Here is a 15,549-nt window from a genome sequence, read left to right as displayed (position 1 = left end):
CACCACCACCACCACCACCACCCTCTTTCGCATAGGCGGAGTTCATGACGGACAGGTCAACGGGGAGCAATGGCGCAGCCGCAAGCATCAGGGCGCAGGACATGACAGCAAAAAGACTCTTGTTCTTTAAAAGCATGGTGGCTTCCGTAGGTTGATATCGCATGCCATAGGACGCAAGAATCCCATTTCGGTTCCTGGCCCTGCGACGGACGGACTGCAATGGATGCGGGCTCTGATCAGCATCAGAGCCTGGAATGAATCACGAGGCTTTTGTGAGTGGATTCCAATCGCATTCGCCACTCAAGCGCTAATCAAACGCACCGTTCAACACTTCATAAATCAGCCCGGTGGCCAGCGCCACCAAGATCAAATCGGTCCCCGCTTGCTGCCATTCGTATCCGTCGTAATGAGGCAGCCTGCCAACCAGGCGGCCATCCAGTTTTTTGGCAATGCCGGGGGGCAGCGGCTTACCGCGCGCGAGGTTCTTTTGGATGCCAGGTGGTAACGCAGGGCCGGGGCTCCAGTAGTCCCGATAGCCGCCGACAATCCCCAGAATACTGTTGTGATTGATACTCGGGCCATGACCCCATTCGCCGCCCCCGGAGTTTTTGCCTTGGCCGTCCTGGCCTCCCTGGTTGCCATGGGCCTGGCCGTTTTGCGGGTTTCCCTTGCCGTTCCCCTGGCCCTTTCCATTACCCGGATCGGCCAATGCCGTTGCCGAGCCGCAGACCAGTGCAAGACTTGTAACAGCGGCAATCAATGAGCGTGATGTGAACATTGGGTCGTTCCTTCAGTAAGGGGAAATATCCCTCGTTAAAATTTAGTCGTTATTGAGGAGATTGGTTCCCTTCCCGTCGCCAAAAGTATTTAACCGATAACAATGACTTCAATGTCCATTGGTCGAAGCAGACTTGCTCTATAGATTCATTAAACCTATCTTCGAATCTACAGATTCAGAAAGAGCTATTGAATATGGCAGTCCCCCTCCAGGAGCAAGCCTTTACCAAAGCCCAATGCGTAACAGGCCTGCGTGCTGCCGTCGGCATCCTCGAAAAGTGGAGCGCCTCCAGCGATCAGGCCTGTCGCATCCTGCGCATTTCCCGCAGCACCTACACCCGCGCCCGGCAGCGCGATCCCGCATGGTCCGTGACGCTCGATTCGGACCAGATGCAGCGCATCAGCTTCGTGCTCAACATCCACGCCGCATTGCGCCTGGTCTTCGACAACCCGGACAACGTCTACGGCTTCCCGTCGATGGCCAACCACAACGAGTTTTTCAATGGGCGCAGTCCGCTGGAGATCATGGCTCAGGGCGACATGATTTCTTTGTATGAAACCTTCAAGCGCATTGACGTGCTGCGTGGTGCGCAATGGTGACGGTGAGCGAACTGGCAGAACTGGCCGGTGAGCAATTGCAGGCTTATCGCCTGGTCAATTCGAAGTTTCCACCGATTGCGATGTTTGATGACGTGGCGGATGCGGACGAGTTTGAGGTGCTGTATCAGATTCAGGCGCTGACCAATCCCCGGCTGAAAAATGAAGTGGGTCATCTTGAGTTGATTGCGCGGGATCAGATTCCGTTCGGCATCCCTGGCTGCTCTTATGCGACGGCGCCGTTTACCCACGTCAACCCGGCGGGTTCGCGGTTCAGCGATGGTCGTTTTGGGGTGTTGTACCTGGCGGACTCCATGGACACGGCATTGGCCGAGGTTCGGCATCACCAGAGTCTTTATTGGTCAAATGTGCCGAGCCTCAATTATGAGAGGTTTGTGTTCCGGGGGTTGTCCTGCGCCTTTGTGGATGTGGCAATGAAAGACGCTGCTGCCATTGCGCTGACAGATCCGGTTTATGACCCTGACGACTACACACACTCGCGGCGCTTGGGCAGGTCCGTCAAAGAGGCGCGCTGTCCAGGGATTCGTTACCACTCGGTGCGGATGCAAGGCAGTTATTGCTGGGCGCTGATGACGCCCAAGCCGGTTCTATCAATCATTCAAACAGCGCATTACGAGATGGTCTGGAATGGTCAGGTCACCAGTGTCAGCAAGATCAGCGAGGCTTGAAACGATCGTCTGATCGTCTGATCAAATTACGCTGAAGCTGCGTTGCACGGGCCTGCCCATTGTCGTATTGGGCGGGCGTTACCACCGATTTGCACCCAGGTTTACATCACTCCACGCACCGTTTTGGCGTGATCCAGATTTCCCGATGCAGGTTATCTCCCGTGAGCTCGTCGGCGTGCCACGCGGGTTCTTTGCCTGCGCTCAACTCGACAGGGTATGGTCCGGTCGGTGCCAAGGCGGCCTGTGCCCGAGCGATGAAAGCATCGGTGCTTCGGGTGTCTGTGCCGGAAAGAGGGCCCGAGATCTTCGAAAAGTGCTTTGTATGCCAAGGCTTTGTCGAGTTCCCGATCTTGCACACACGTATCTTAGACCGCGCTGTTGACAGGGCCAGCCTCCAGGCAGGGTTCGCGGTAGACCGCGCTGACCGGTGGAGGTGGACTGGAACAGCCGGCGATGAGCACGCTTGCCAATACCGACAACCAAACCAAGGGCGACACGATGGTGGATGTTTGACGCGCAGGTGTTGATGTGATTCAAAGTACCGTCCTTGGAGGCTGTGGCGAATTATGGTTGCGGTTTTCTATTGACCAGCGAGACGCCGCCGTCTTTACGTTTGATCGGTATCGGCCCGGATCACAGGCAGTTTAGGGGTATGCGGTGTCAAGGAGCCGAAGACCGCGCGCTCGAAGCGTTGCGTTTTCGTCGTGCCTCTTCATCCTCCGCCAGTGCCTGACGCACCAGCGCCCGAGCCGCCCAGGCGGCGGCGTCGAGTGATTCTGCGACGCTCGCGCGGCTGATATCGCGCACGGCGATCAACGCCTCGGTGCCCATGACGATCGACAGCGCCTGCTTCAATCGCTTTCGCGCCCGAGGTGAGAGCACGTCCTTCAGCGAGTCGACAATCGGCTCGATGTAGCTCATGCGTCGGCCTGGTCGCAGTGCCTCACGGGATTCGTTTTCGAGCCACACCGTCATGAACGAACGTTCCATCACGTGCAGACCAATCTCGTCGTCGATCAACAGTTTGTTCAACGCGTTCGCCGCCAGACCGATGCCCTTTACCGGATCGTCCCCCGGCCGCCAGATCTGCTCCAGCGGCGTCATGTCTCGGTCTGCCGCCGTCTCGCTGATCAACGCCTCCGTCGAGGGAAAGTAGCGATACGCCGTGGCGCGCGACACCATCGCCCGCTCGGCCACTTGCGCAACCGTCGGGTTATGGCCCTCGTCGCGCAAGGCGATGGCGGCATCGATCAGCGCCTGACGCGTGCGGCGCTTCTGGTTGTCGCGGCCCTGATCGCCGTCTCCGCTGGACGGGCTTGACTTGGAAATTGGCATGGAGTAAATGAGATCCTGTCTTGTCGTGAGACACGAGTCTCATAATAGACACTCGATATCCAACCCACAAGAAGTCGCACGCAGGAGCGCCTGACGACTTCAAATCAATTGTTTGAGCAACTGAACGCGCCCCAGGGCGCATGAGGTGAATGCCATGAATCACAACCCCCGTTCGCGGACCTGGTTTCGGCTCGCTGCCCTCTACTTTGCCATTGGCGTGATGCTGGGCGTGGCAATGGGCGCTTCCGGCGATCATTCGCTCTTCGCGGTACATGCCCATATCAATCTGTTGGGATGGGTGTCGATGGCCCTGTTCGGCATCATCGGCACAGCCCACCCGTCCATCACCGAAGGGCGCGTGGCCGCAGCGCAGTTCTGGATATACAACCTTGGCGTCCCGCTGATGCTCGGCGCGCTGACGCTGCGGCTCAAGGGCTTCCCGTCAGTCGAGCCGTTGATTGGCGTCGCCTCGCTCCTCATCGGTTGCAGTGTGCTGATGTTTGTGTGGCTGGTGTTCTCGCGCATCGGTGTGACAACCGTGTACCTGAGCAGCCCGACAGGCGAATCGCGCCTGTCTTGACGCGCCAAACACGTCCCCGCTTTTTGGGCAGCGTATCGGTCCGGGGTGACTCTGCCTCGGATCGATTGCTGCCTCCGTCATGATCAAGCCTGTGTCAACGGCCGATGCAGCCTCGCTCCAGGCGTGCACGCAATGCGCTGGACACATCTCATTTGATAAACCCTCTCAAATGAGTATAAATCCTATTCCAGAATCAATTTCCATTGCGTATGATACGGATTCTCAATAACAGCAAAATCAAATGAGTGTTCGCATGACCGCCCCCATCTCCCTGTGTACACAAACCTCCGTGACGCCGCGCATGCCTTCGACCCTGCGCCCCCTGGCGCTCGCAGTGCACATGCTGGCAGCCGGTATCGCCATCACTGCGCCCTCCTTGCAGGCGGCGGAACAGACTGAGCAGACGGAGACTGGAAGCTCTGTGACCTTGGCCCCTATCGCGATCACTGAGACGGCCATTCGCGAACGCAGTGCCGTCACCGAAGACACCAACTCTTACACGACGGAGGCTGCGCGCACGGCCACGCCGTTGAGCATGTCGCTGCGGGAGACGCCGCAGTCGGTCAGCGTCATCACCCAGCAACGCATACAGGACCAGGATCTGCATACGATCCTCGACGTGGTCAACAATGCCACCGGTGTGTCGGTCAACCGCTACGAGACCAGCCGGGCGCAGTTCAACGCCCGAGGGTTTGAGCTCAACTCGCTGATGATCGATGGCGTGCCCACCATCTACGAGCAGCCATGGAGTTCGGGGGAAATTTTCAGCAGCCTGGCCATGTATGACCGCGTCGAAGTAGTACGCGGCGCCAACGGTCTGATGACCGGTGCCGGCGATCCATCCGCCTCCATCAACATGGTGCGCAAGCGCGCCAACAGTAAAGACCTGAAGGGTTCTGTAGAACTGAGCGCCGGCACCTGGGACACCTACGGCGTCGAGGCTGATGTGTCCACGGCGCTGAACGAGGAAGGCACCGTTCGCGCGCGGCTGGTCGGGGAGACCAACGAGGGCGACACGTGGATCGATATGAACTCGAACAAGCGCCAGACCCTCTATGGCACGATGGATATCGACCTGACGCCCGACACCACGCTCTGGTTCGGCTTGAGCCGGCAAGAAAGCAACGCCGACTCGCCGATGTGGGGAGGCCTGCCAGTCTGGTACGCAGACGGCGGCCGCACCAACTGGAGCCGCTCGAAGTCGACCTCCGCCAAATGGAGCAAGTGGGACACGACCTACGAGACCTACTTCGTCAATCTTGATCACACCTTTGCCAACGACTGGCAAGTCAATCTGAGCTACAACCGTGGCGAACGCACCGGCGACTCTTCCCTGCTGTACCTGTCCGGCAATCCAGGCAGGAACGGCAGCTCCGCGATGTCTTCGTTCCCGGCGACCTACAAGACCGAGACCACCCAGGACGACTACGGCATCCGCTTCAATGGCCCGTTCTCGTTACTGGGTCGCGAGCACGAATTGGCCTTCGGCTATGTGGACAGCAAGCAGAAGTTCGACACCGATTCACTCGACGCGCAAACAGGCTTTGGCGGTGTCGCCGATTTCGATTCCTACAACGGTAATTTCGCAGAACCGGTATGGGGCCCGAGGACCGACTACGGTTACAGCGAGACCCGCCAGAAGGGCCTGTACGCGGCAACCCGCCTGAACGTGACCGACGATTTGAAAGTGATCCTTGGCGCGCGTGAAAGCTGGTACGAGAAGACCAGTGATGACGTCTTCTCGGAAGTGAGCAAGATCGATGTCGATCATGAGCTGACACCCTATGCAGGTATTGTCTACGACCTCACCGACAACCTTTCGGCTTATGCCAGCTACACAGAAATTTTCCTGCCGCAATCGGTACGCGACCGCAGTGGCCAGGCATTGGAACCGATCGTTGGCGAGAGCACTGAATTGGGCCTGAAGGGTGAGTACTTCGGCGGCCGCTTGAACGCCTCCGCAGCGGTTTTCCAGATCAAACAAGACAACCTGGGCCAGAACACTGGCGCGCTGATCGATCCTTCAAACCCGGTCGGCGGCTTCGCCTACGAGGCGAGTGAAGGCGCGACCAGCAAGGGTTTCGAGCTGGAAGTTTCCGGCGAGCTCGCAACGGACTGGAATGCATCGATGGGTTACACCCAGTTCACGGCCGAAGATGCCAACGGCGACGACGTCAACACGCTGTACCCGACCAAGTTGCTGCGCACCTTTACCACCTACCGTCTGCCAGGGGCGTTCAACAAGCTGACCATTGGCGGCGGGGTTAACTGGCAGGATTCGATCTACACCTACGCCGTCAACCCGGCCGGCAATTCCGAGAAGATCCAGCAGGATGCCTATGCCCTGGTCAACCTGATGGCTCGCTACGAGTTCACCGAAAACCTCTCGGGCCAGGTGAATGCCAACAACGTCACCGACGAGAAGTACTTCGACATCTTCGATGCCTACGGCGCCCTGACATACGGTGCACCGCGTAGCATTACGGCTTCGGCGAAGTACCGTTTCTAAGGCACCCGATCGGTTGGCGCTGCACTCTGCTGACACAACACCGGCCTTGCGCCGGTGTTGTACTTTTTGACGACACACAAACACGAAAGCGTCCTCGCCTCATGTCGAATAAATAGCCCATTCTCTCGTTCACCTGCTCCTGACTTCCGCACTCATTGACCGCTGTGTATCATCAGTCCCGGGCCGATGCTGCCCGCCGCTCGCTCCCGAAGGGAAAGGTGAAAGCATTTCTTCTCCCCCAAATCCTGTCGTATCTCTTGAGAGCCGAGGTTTGGCAACGCGAGCACCAGAATGCCTTGGCTACAGGAGGAACGATGTTTTCAATCGAACAAGCCAAGCAGATGGCCAAGAGGCTGCGTGCCTCGCTTGAGGGGCGCAATCAAGCGACGTCTCACTCAACCGCGCTTGAGCTGGTCGCGCATCAACTGGGTTACAAGGACTGGAACACAGCGTCTGCGACGCTTCCCCAGGAACCTGATCAACCCGCCATTACCTTCGACAGAGCCATCCCGATACTGCGGATGTTTGACGAAACCAAGGCGCGCGAGTTCTACCTTGATTTTCTAGGCTTCAGCGTCGAATTCGAGCACCGCTTCGAAGCAGATCTGCCGCTGTACCTGGGCATCAGCCGAAACGGTCTGCAGCTCCATCTTTCCGAACATCATGGCGATGCGAGCCCGGGATCGACGACATTTGTCCCTATGCACAATATCGAACTGTTGCGCGACGAATTACAGGGCAAACGCTACGGATACGGACGGCCAGATATCGTTCAGCAAGGTTGGGGGCAAGTGTTGGAAGTCCATGACCCCTTCGGCAATCGCATTCGATTCTGCCAAAGCTGATCCTGCCTGGCGGGCTGGGGTGACCCAGCCCGTTTCCTTGATACGTGTCCTATCCTTCTAACCAACCCACCACGCCAGACGCCAACATGCCCGCCTCCGAATCCACCCTCCTCGACAGCTGGCACCACAACGCCCACGCCTGGATCGCAGCCATCCGCAGCGGCGCCATCGAAAGCCGCCTCACGGTGACCGACCAGGCCATCCTGCTGGCCGTGCTGGGCCGCCAACCCGAGCGCGTGCTCGACCTCGGATGCGGCGAGGGCTGGTTGCTGCGCGCGCTGGCTCAGCGGGGCATCACGGCCGTCGGTGTGGATGGCGATGCGACGCTGGTCGACGCGGCGCGGGCGTCGGGGTCATCGCAGGTGCATGTGGCGAGCTATGACGAATTGGTGGAGGCCAAGGTGGACATCGGCCGCGACTACGACCTGATCTGCGCCAACTTCGCCCTGTTGCACCAGGACATCATTCCGCTGCTCGCCGCCATGAACGCCCTGCTCCGCCCTGGTGGTGCACTGGTGATCCAGACACTGCACCCGTGGGCTGTCGCGGCAGGCGACTATCAGGATGGCTGGCGGGAAGAAACCTTTGCCGGGTTCAAGGGCCAGTGGCAGCCCATGCCGTGGTACTTCCGCACCTTGTCCAGCTGGCTGAATGCGCTGGACATGGCCGGCTTTCGGCTGGCCGTCCTGCAAGAGCCGCAGCACCCGCAAAGTCCGGTGCCGCAGTCGTTGCTGTTGGTGGCCGAAAGCGGGCAAGGCGTTGTTCAGACGGTCGATTGAACAACCGCTGCCTGCCGCCCCTTGAACGCCAGCGCAAAGCAGAAAAAGATCGCCAGGGCGAACCCCGCCGGAAACAACCAGATGCTCTTCCAGTCATGGCTGCCCGTCAGCGCATAGTGGTCGGTCACCTGCCCTGCGACCCAGAAGCCGATCAGCATGCCCAGGCCATAGGTCGCCAAAGTAATGAGCCCTTGGGCCGAGCTTCTGAAACGCTCCGGCGCTTTGGCGTCGGTGTAGATCTGGCCGGACACGAAGAAGAAGTCGTAGCAGATACCGTGCAAGGCGATGCCGGTAAACAACATGAACGCCAGGTCGCCATTGTTACCGTAGGCGAACAGCAAGTAGCGCAAGGCCCACGCCAACATCCCCACCAAAAGCGCAATCTTGATCCCGAAGCGGTGAATGAACAGCGGCAGAAGCAGCATGAACAGCACTTCGGAAACCTGCCCGATGGCCATTTTCGCCGTTGGGTTGGTTACGCCGATTTCCGCCAGAAACGGATTGGCATTCTGGTAATAAAACGCCAACGGAATGCAGATCAGAATGGAGGCGATGAAGAACACCAGGTAACTGCGGTCCTTCAGCAAACTCAACGCATCCAGCCCGAGCATTTGCTTGAGGCCGCTGCGGCCCACCTCAGGTTTCAGTGGCGCGGTGCGCGGCAAGGTGAAGCTGTAGAGGCCGAGCACCAGAGACGCAATCGCCGACATCAGAAAGGTGTTGCGCAGCCCGCCTGACGAAATCAGGGCCTGGGAGTCCCAGGCAAACACAAAGCTGATGACCACGCCGGCCACGATCCAGCCGATGGTGCCCCACACGCGGATGCGGGAGAACTCGAGGGCCGGGTCGCTCATCTGCCGGAACGCCACTGAATTCACCAGTGCCAGGGTCGGCATGTAGATCATCATGTACGCCAGCACGTAAGGGTAAAACGTACTGAAGTCCGGCGCTCGATACAGCTGATACAGCAACACGGCGCCCACCAGGTGCAGCACCGCAAGGATGCGTTCGGCATTGAAGAAGCGGTCGGCGATCAAGCCGATCACAAAGGGCGCGATGATCGCGCCCCAGGACTGGGTGGAGAACGCCATGCCGATCTGCCCGCCGCTGGCGCCCAGGTTACTGGCGAGGAACGTACCGAGGGTGACGAACCATCCGCCCCAGATAAAGAATTGCAGGAACATCATGGCGCTCAGGCGCGCGGTCATCGTGGACATAACAGTCACCGTCTTATTGTTTTTCTTGTTGGAGAGAGAAGCGAATAACTTTTTGATCAGGCCTCGGGCAACCCCAGCAATCGTCGATTGAAACCTGCGTCCGACTGCACGCTGGCGAAATCGTCGAAGGCCTTCTGCGTCTTGCTGATCATGTGCCGCTCGATGAACGCCGCCCCTTCTGCGGCACCCTGGGCGGAGTCCTTGAGGCAACACTCCCACTCAAGCACGGCCCAACCGCTGAAGTCGTATTGGGTCAGTTTGCTGAAGATCGATTTGAAGTCGATCTGGCCATCGCCCAGGGAACGGAAACGCCCCGGCCGCTCAACCCAGCCCTGGTAACCGCCGTAGACGCCCGAACGCGCATCGGGGCGGAACTCGGCGTCTTTGACGTGGAACATGCGGATGCGCGCGTGGTAGCGATCGATGAAGCCCAGGTAGTCCATTTGCTGGAGCAGCAGATGGCTGGGGTCATACAAAATCGCGGCGCGTGGATGGTGATCTACTGCCTCCAGAAAACGTTCGAACGAGGCGCCGTCGTGCAGGTCTTCACCGGGGTGGATTTCGTAGCACAGGTCGACACCGGCCTCCTCGAAGCAATCAAGAATCGGCAACCAGCGTTTGGCCAGTTCGGCAAAACCCTGTTCGACCAATCCGCTTGGGCGTTGCGGCCAGGGGTAGACATACGGCCACAGCAGCGCACCGGAAAAGGTTGCGTGGGCCTTCAGTCCCAAGCGCTGACTGGCCCGGGCTGCGAGCTTCAACTGCTCGATGGCCCATTCGGTGCGTGCTTGCGGCTGGCCGCGTAGATGCGCCGGGGCAAAGTCGTCGAACAGGGCGTCGAACGCCGGATGCACCGCCACCAGTTGACCTTGCAGGTGCGTCGACAACTCGCTGATCTCGACGCCCGCTTTAGCGCAGACTGCCTTCAATTCGTCGCAGTATTCCTGGCTTTCAGCGGCGCGCGCCAGGTCGATGTATTGCGTGCCCAAGGTCGGCAACTGAATGGCCTTGTAGCCTTGCGACGCCGCCCACTGGGCAATATTGGCCAGGGTGTCGAAGGGCGCTTCGGCGGACATGAACTGCGCGAGGAAGATCCCCGGGCCGCGCAGGCCTGCTTGAGAAGTAGGGTTCACGGGCGAGTGCTCCGGGTTCATTGAGGGCAGACCAGTTCGGTCCATTTCGTGTCGCCACGATGACTGGCAATCACGGTTTCGATGAAGGCCATGCCGCGCAGCCCTACGTCGATGCCCGGCACGCCGGGGGCCACGTTGCCGTCGACGTTGCTGCGAATCGCCGTGGAGAAATCGCCGTATAGGTTGGCCATGGCTTCCAGATAGCCTTCGGGATGTCCGGCCGGCAGACGCATGCGCCGGGTCGCGGCGTCGCACAACCAGGGTTGGCCGACGCCGGAACGCAGCACGCGCATTGGTTGATCAAGGGAACGATGGATCAGGCTCGACGGCTCTTCCTGGCGCCATTCCAGGCCGCCCTTGTCGCCGTAGACGCGGATTTTCAACGGGTTCTCTTCACCCGCGCAGACCTGGCTGGCAATCAACACACCACTCGCGCCGTCAGCCATCTTGAACAGCATCGCGGCATCGTCGTCCAGTTGCCGGCTGGCAACGTGGGTATTCAACATCGCGCACAGGCGCTGGATGGGCTGGTCCGCCACGAATTCGGCCAATGAAAAGGCATGGGTGCCGATATCGCCGATGCAGCCGCCCAACCCGGACTGCTCAGGCAGGTCGCGCCAGCCGGCCTGCTTGTTGCCCTGCCCCGCCACATCCTCGCTCAGCCAGCCTTGGGGGTACTCGACAATCACCTTGCGCACGGAGCCGATCACCCCGTCGCGAACCATCTGCCGCGCCTGCCAGACCATCGGATAGCCCAGGTACGTGTGGGCCAGGCCATAGAGGCGATCGCTGCGTTCAAGCACAGCCTTGAGCGGCAGCAACTCGGCCAGATTCAACGCCGCCGGTTTCTCACTGAACACATGAAATCCCGCACTCAGCGCCTGGCTGGCAATCGGCGCGTGCAGGTGATTGGGGGTGACAATGATCAGCAGCTCCATGCGCTGATCGACCGGCAGCGCGCGCTCGGCCTCCAGCATCTGCCGCCAGTCGCTGTAGCAACGCGAAGCGCACAATCCCAGCGCGGCGCCGGTGTCCTGATTGTTGCGGGCGTCGCGACTGAACGCGCCACACACCAACTCAAAACGGCCATCGAGCCCGGCGGCCTGACGGTGGGCCTGACCGATGAAGGCGCCCTCCCCACCACCGACAAAGCCCATTCTTATTTTTTTCACGGCAACACTCATCGCAACGTTTCTCTGTTTGAGGCGGTTTCCGGCGGCTTTACAGGAATGCATCCGAAAGCCGATGTAACCGGTTACATCGTGACGGAAATCTAGGCCCTGTTTGACGAGGTGTCAAACCCCGGATGAATCTCCAGGAAAATTTCAGGGGTGGGCTTACCTGCGTTAAGCTCGCCCCTGCACAGTTCGATAACGAGGTGGTCTTGTCCAATATCCGCGAAGTAGCCAGGCTGGCCGGCGTCTCCGTCGCCACAGTGTCCAGGACGCTGAAGTCGCCTGAACGCGTGCTCCCCGACACGCGCGACAAGGTCAACGCCGCCGTGGAAAAAGCCGGTTATCGACCGAACCAGATGGCGGTGCAATTTCGCTCGCGCAGAACCGGCAACCTGGTGATTCTGGTGCCGACCATCGCCAACACGTTTTTCGCCAAGGTAATCAGCGGCGCGCAGCAAGCCGCCCAGCTCGCCGGGTATCGGCTGTTGCTGTGCGACACCCAGGGCCGCGAGGAAGTGGAACGGGAGTTTGCCGAATTGGTCTACGCCCATCAGGCCGATGGCGTGATCCAGTTGCGCGCCTATGACCCTTTCGAAGCGCCCTTCCCCAGCGCCGATTTACCGCCGATCGTCAATGCCTGCGAGGTGATACAGGGCGGCCGTCATCCCACCATCAGCCTGGACAACCGCGCGGCTGCCAAGGCCATGACCGAACATTTGATCGAACTGGGCCACCGCCGGATCGGCCTGATCAAAGGCCCGAAAAGCAGCCCGCTGACCCGCGATCGCGTGGCCGGTTATCAGGACGCCTTGCAACAGGCCGGTATCACGTCGGATGCCGCGCTGATCTGCCATGGCGATTTCAGTCTGAAGGCCGGACATGACGGTGCCGCCGCGATGCTGGAATTGCCCGACCGTCCCACGGCGTTGTTTTGCGAAAACGATGAAATGGCCATCGGCGCGTTGAAACGCATCAAGCAACAAGGCCTGCGCGTTCCTGAGGACATTTCATTGGTGGGCTTCGACGACATCCCCTTCGCGGCGTACTGCGACCCGCCGCTGACGACCATCTCGCAACCCGCCGAAACGTTCGGTCAGAAAGCCGTCGAGATGTTGATCGCGCTGATCGAGAAGAAACCGATCGAACAGCGGCATGTGGTGTTGCCGTTCAAGTTGACGTTGCGCAACAGCACGGCAGTTGTCAGGGCGCGCTAACGGATGACCAAAGTGACCGCACCCCGATACCAGCGTTAGAATCCGACGGTTGAGTTCATTCGTATGAGGAAGCGCCTGTCATGTCCAGTCTCGACAACTCCCTGCAAGACACCGCCGCGCCTGACGGCGTCTGTTACGGCTGCGGCAGCAGCAATCCGCACGGGCTGCACATCAAGAGCTTCTGGCATGCGGACGGCGTGCATGTCATGGCCGAGCACGTGCCTGATCCCATGTATTGCGGCTGGCCGGAGTTGGTGTACGGCGGGTTGATCGCGATGCTGGTGGACTGTCATTCCAACTGGACGGCGATGGCTTATCACTACCGTGAGGAAAACCGCGAAGTCGCCAGCCTGCCCCGGATCAATTGCGTCACCGGCAACCTTGGCATCAAGTTCATCAAACCGACACCGATGGGTGTGCCATTGACCCTGCGTGCCAGAGTGGAAGGCGATGTCGGACGCAAAACCCGTGTCATCTGCGAGGTCTATGCCGGGGACGTACTCACGGCGGTTGGCGATTCCGTTTTTGTCCGCGTGGATACCGATCAATTGGCGGCGGCGGCGCACAGTCGGTAGGACCTAACCGAAAGCGGAATCGATCCTGCGTGTGGGTCGCGTAATTTACAAGGAGGTGTCATGAGCAACTTCCCCATCGTGGCCACGGTACTCGCGATGATATTGGGGCTCTCCGTCACTCGCCTGCTGATGGGTGCGCTGACGGTGTTCCGCATCCGCCGCGTCGCCGCGCCTGATTGGGTGGCGCTGGTCTGGGCGGTCATGCTTTTCACGTCCCAGCTGGATTTTTGGTGGGCGGTCAACGCGTTGCCGACGATCAAAGCGACCTTTTCGTTTGCCGAGTTTTTATTGCTGGTGCTCCTGGCGCTCTCGCTTTTTGTCTCTGCCGCGTTACTGCTGCCCAGTCGAAGTGAGGACGAGCAAAGCGGGCTTCGCGTTTACTTCGAACAGGATGGGCGCTACGCCCTTCTATCGTTTTCGACCTACCTCGTGCTCGGCCTCATCGTGAACGTCCTCTTCTTTCAGGTATCGCCGATGGCGCTTTGGGGGGCGCTGGATGTCGTCATGATTATTCTCCCGGTCTGCGCATTCAAGGCCAAATCGCGCAAAGCGTATTCGACGATCACCCTGATTTATGTGCCCATTTCTGCCCTGGACGTCGCCATTACACTGACCAGCTAGGCGGGTCGTGGAAAGTGGCGCGGGTGGCCGCAACCCTGGAGGGTGAATAGACCATCTTCGCAGTTGGCGAGAGTCGGCATGGCAGCTGTCCAGTCCAGTACAAGCGAAATCAAAAGGCAGCAATCGGCCAGGAGGGTCCACCTCGCCAGCCGCCTCAGGGACGAGCTGGTTGGACGGCAACTGGCGAGGCGAACACATAGACAATAGCTTCCCTTGCTGAACAGCCCTCACGCCGCTCATCAAATACCCCTGCTCGTCCGCCGCCTCCCTCCGCAGCTTTCGTTTAGACGTAAGCTCAACTACGGTGATTCCAAGACCGCTGTCCAACCGAGGAGCCCAGTGCATGTCCAGAATCTTCTCTCTGATGCTCGCCGGCCTGGTTCTGTATACCAGCCCGGCGATGGCAGACACCCTCAAGATCGGCGTGATCGGCGCCGGCAAGGTCGGCGGTACGCTTGGCACGCTCTGGGTAAAGGCCGGGCACTCGGTGATGTTTTCATCACGCCACCCCGAGGCGCTGGCGGACCTGGTCAAGGAGGCCGGCCCCAACGCGCGGGCCGGCTCGGTCACCGAGGCCGCGGCCTGGGGCGATGTGATCGTGTTGAGTGTTCCCTATGGCGCCATGCCGGCGCTGTCCGAACAGTTGAAGGGCAAACTGGACGGCAAAGTGATATTCAGCACCAGTAATCCATTCGGCGGCCGTGACGCAGATGTCGGGCGCAAGGCGCTGGACATGGGCGTGGCCCTGGCGGATCAGCAGTATCTGCCCGGCGTGCACCTGGTGCGGGCGTTCAACGCCATTGGCTTCGCCTCAATGAAAGGCCTTTCCGGCAAAAACAAGGCGATTCCTGTTTTCGCCGACGATGCCCAGGCCCGGGATATCGGCGTCCGGTTAGTGCGTGATGCCGGATTTGTACCGGTGCTGTTCCCGCTGGCGCGCGCCAATGAGGGGTTGCCGGGCGGCCCGCTCAGCGGCGTCTGGCGTGAGGCCGAACTCAAGCAACGACGGGGCGTCGGTGAGCTTTGTCTGAATGTAGAGGCGACCTGCGCCGAAGCTCGCTAGTGTTGAAATCGATAGAGGGTCAGGTCCAACACCGTCTAATCTCAATGAAGCACAACCCCACGCGGCTCGCCTCTTGATACAGGGGAAACGGGATGGCCAATAGAACAGCGCGCCAATGCTCGTCATGGGTCATACCCTCCCTGCTCGCCATCAACCTGGCGCTGATCGCGGGATGTTCCGGCAAAGCGTCCACCGCTCGCTATGCAACTTCAAGCGTGGGCTCAGCCTGCTATGCAAAAGCGCTTCCCACCGCTGGCGAGGGTGGCCTGGCTTGGGGCTCCACCTTGAGCATGGCGCGTAAAAAATCCATGGATAATTGCATCCGCTATGCCGGCCGATCCGGTGGCACGCCGACTACCTGCCAAGTGGTGTTGGCGGAGTGCAGGCATTGAAACCTATGCAAAGCCGAGGAACGACAGGATAACCACGACGACCACCAC

At 59.8% G+C, this 15,549-nt stretch carries 16 protein-coding genes; 11 read left to right on the top strand and 5 right to left on the bottom strand.

Annotation, left to right across the window (positions count from 1 at the left end; all coding sequences use genetic code 11):
* Positions 1-307 precede the first annotated feature (307 nt).
* The gene (locus FHL16_RS31900) at positions 308-778 is read right to left on the bottom strand and encodes an anti-virulence regulator CigR family protein (protein WP_077750380.1); all 471 of its coding nucleotides are present in this window, start codon (positions 776-778) and stop codon (positions 308-310) included.
* Positions 779-972: 194 nt separating this feature from the next.
* Here FHL16_RS31900 and FHL16_RS31895 point away from each other — a divergent pair, with 194 nt between their 5' ends.
* Positions 973-1,377, top strand: a complete 405-nt coding sequence (locus tag FHL16_RS31895; protein WP_077750379.1) for an antitoxin Xre-like helix-turn-helix domain-containing protein — start codon at positions 973-975, stop codon at positions 1,375-1,377.
* Complete coding sequence (locus tag FHL16_RS31890) at positions 1,371-2,063, top strand: RES family NAD+ phosphorylase (protein WP_010459214.1); 693 nt, start codon at positions 1,371-1,373, stop codon at positions 2,061-2,063. The genes FHL16_RS31895 and FHL16_RS31890 overlap by 7 nt, the downstream gene beginning before the upstream one ends.
* Before the next feature lie 660 nt (positions 2,064-2,723).
* Here FHL16_RS31890 and FHL16_RS31885 read toward each other — a convergent pair.
* Entirely contained in the window at positions 2,724-3,398 is a 675-nt protein-coding gene (locus tag FHL16_RS31885) for a TetR/AcrR family transcriptional regulator (protein WP_077750378.1), read from the bottom strand.
* A 154-nt stretch (positions 3,399-3,552) separates the two neighbouring features.
* Between FHL16_RS31885 and FHL16_RS31880 the strand changes: the two genes are divergently transcribed.
* The 4 genes from FHL16_RS31880 (at position 3,553) to FHL16_RS31865 (ending at position 8,111) form a co-directional block, all read left to right on the top strand.
* Positions 3,553-3,978, top strand: a complete 426-nt coding sequence (locus FHL16_RS31880) for a hypothetical protein (RefSeq protein WP_077750377.1) — start codon at positions 3,553-3,555, stop codon at positions 3,976-3,978.
* A gap of 253 nt (positions 3,979-4,231) precedes the next feature.
* A complete protein-coding gene (locus tag FHL16_RS31875; RefSeq protein WP_077750376.1) occupies positions 4,232-6,487 on the top strand; it encodes a TonB-dependent siderophore receptor in 2,256 nt (751 codons plus the stop codon).
* A gap of 314 nt (positions 6,488-6,801) precedes the next feature.
* Positions 6,802-7,332: a glyoxalase superfamily protein gene (locus tag FHL16_RS31870; RefSeq protein ID WP_077750375.1), complete on the top strand. Its 531-nt coding sequence runs from the start codon at positions 6,802-6,804 to the stop codon at positions 7,330-7,332.
* Positions 7,333-7,418: 86 nt separating this feature from the next.
* Positions 7,419-8,111: a class I SAM-dependent methyltransferase gene (locus FHL16_RS31865; protein WP_077750374.1), complete on the top strand. Its 693-nt coding sequence runs from the start codon at positions 7,419-7,421 to the stop codon at positions 8,109-8,111.
* Here the strand turns inward: FHL16_RS31865 and FHL16_RS31860 are convergent.
* From FHL16_RS31860 to FHL16_RS31850, 3 genes are read right to left on the bottom strand one after another with little or no spacing between them, the layout of a single operon-like run.
* A complete protein-coding gene (locus FHL16_RS31860; protein ID WP_077750373.1) occupies positions 8,096-9,328 on the bottom strand; it encodes a nucleoside permease in 1,233 nt (410 codons plus the stop codon). The genes FHL16_RS31865 and FHL16_RS31860 overlap by 16 nt on opposite strands.
* A gap of 56 nt (positions 9,329-9,384) precedes the next feature.
* The gene (locus tag FHL16_RS31855) at positions 9,385-10,482 is read right to left on the bottom strand and encodes a sugar phosphate isomerase/epimerase family protein (RefSeq protein WP_077750372.1); all 1,098 of its coding nucleotides are present in this window, start codon (positions 10,480-10,482) and stop codon (positions 9,385-9,387) included.
* Complete coding sequence (locus tag FHL16_RS31850; RefSeq protein ID WP_177346269.1) at positions 10,479-11,618, bottom strand: Gfo/Idh/MocA family protein; 1,140 nt, start codon at positions 11,616-11,618, stop codon at positions 10,479-10,481. The genes FHL16_RS31855 and FHL16_RS31850 overlap by 4 nt, the downstream gene beginning before the upstream one ends.
* A gap of 227 nt (positions 11,619-11,845) precedes the next feature.
* Here FHL16_RS31850 and FHL16_RS31845 point away from each other — a divergent pair, with 227 nt between their 5' ends.
* From FHL16_RS31845 to FHL16_RS34620, 5 genes are all read left to right on the top strand, one after another.
* The gene (locus FHL16_RS31845; protein WP_077750370.1) at positions 11,846-12,850 is read left to right on the top strand and encodes a LacI family DNA-binding transcriptional regulator; all 1,005 of its coding nucleotides are present in this window, start codon (positions 11,846-11,848) and stop codon (positions 12,848-12,850) included.
* 80 nt (positions 12,851-12,930) lie between these two features.
* Positions 12,931-13,425: a PaaI family thioesterase gene (locus FHL16_RS31840; RefSeq protein ID WP_077750369.1), complete on the top strand. Its 495-nt coding sequence runs from the start codon at positions 12,931-12,933 to the stop codon at positions 13,423-13,425.
* Positions 13,426-13,485: 60 nt separating this feature from the next.
* Entirely contained in the window at positions 13,486-14,046 is a 561-nt protein-coding gene (locus tag FHL16_RS31835) for a hypothetical protein (RefSeq protein ID WP_077750368.1), read from the top strand.
* Between the two features lie 343 nt (positions 14,047-14,389).
* Complete coding sequence (locus FHL16_RS31825; RefSeq protein ID WP_077750367.1) at positions 14,390-15,109, top strand: NADPH-dependent F420 reductase; 720 nt, start codon at positions 14,390-14,392, stop codon at positions 15,107-15,109.
* Positions 15,110-15,201: 92 nt separating this feature from the next.
* Complete coding sequence (locus FHL16_RS34620; RefSeq protein ID WP_077750366.1) at positions 15,202-15,501, top strand: hypothetical protein; 300 nt, start codon at positions 15,202-15,204, stop codon at positions 15,499-15,501.
* Positions 15,502-15,549 lie beyond the last annotated feature (48 nt).

It is taken from the genome of Pseudomonas sp. FSL W5-0299, from assembly GCF_005930655.1.
GTDB lineage: Bacteria > Pseudomonadota > Gammaproteobacteria > Pseudomonadales > Pseudomonadaceae > Aquipseudomonas > Aquipseudomonas mandelii.
The sequence above is the reverse complement of the archived record's forward strand: the minus strand, read 5'-3'. Positions and strand labels throughout refer to the sequence as shown.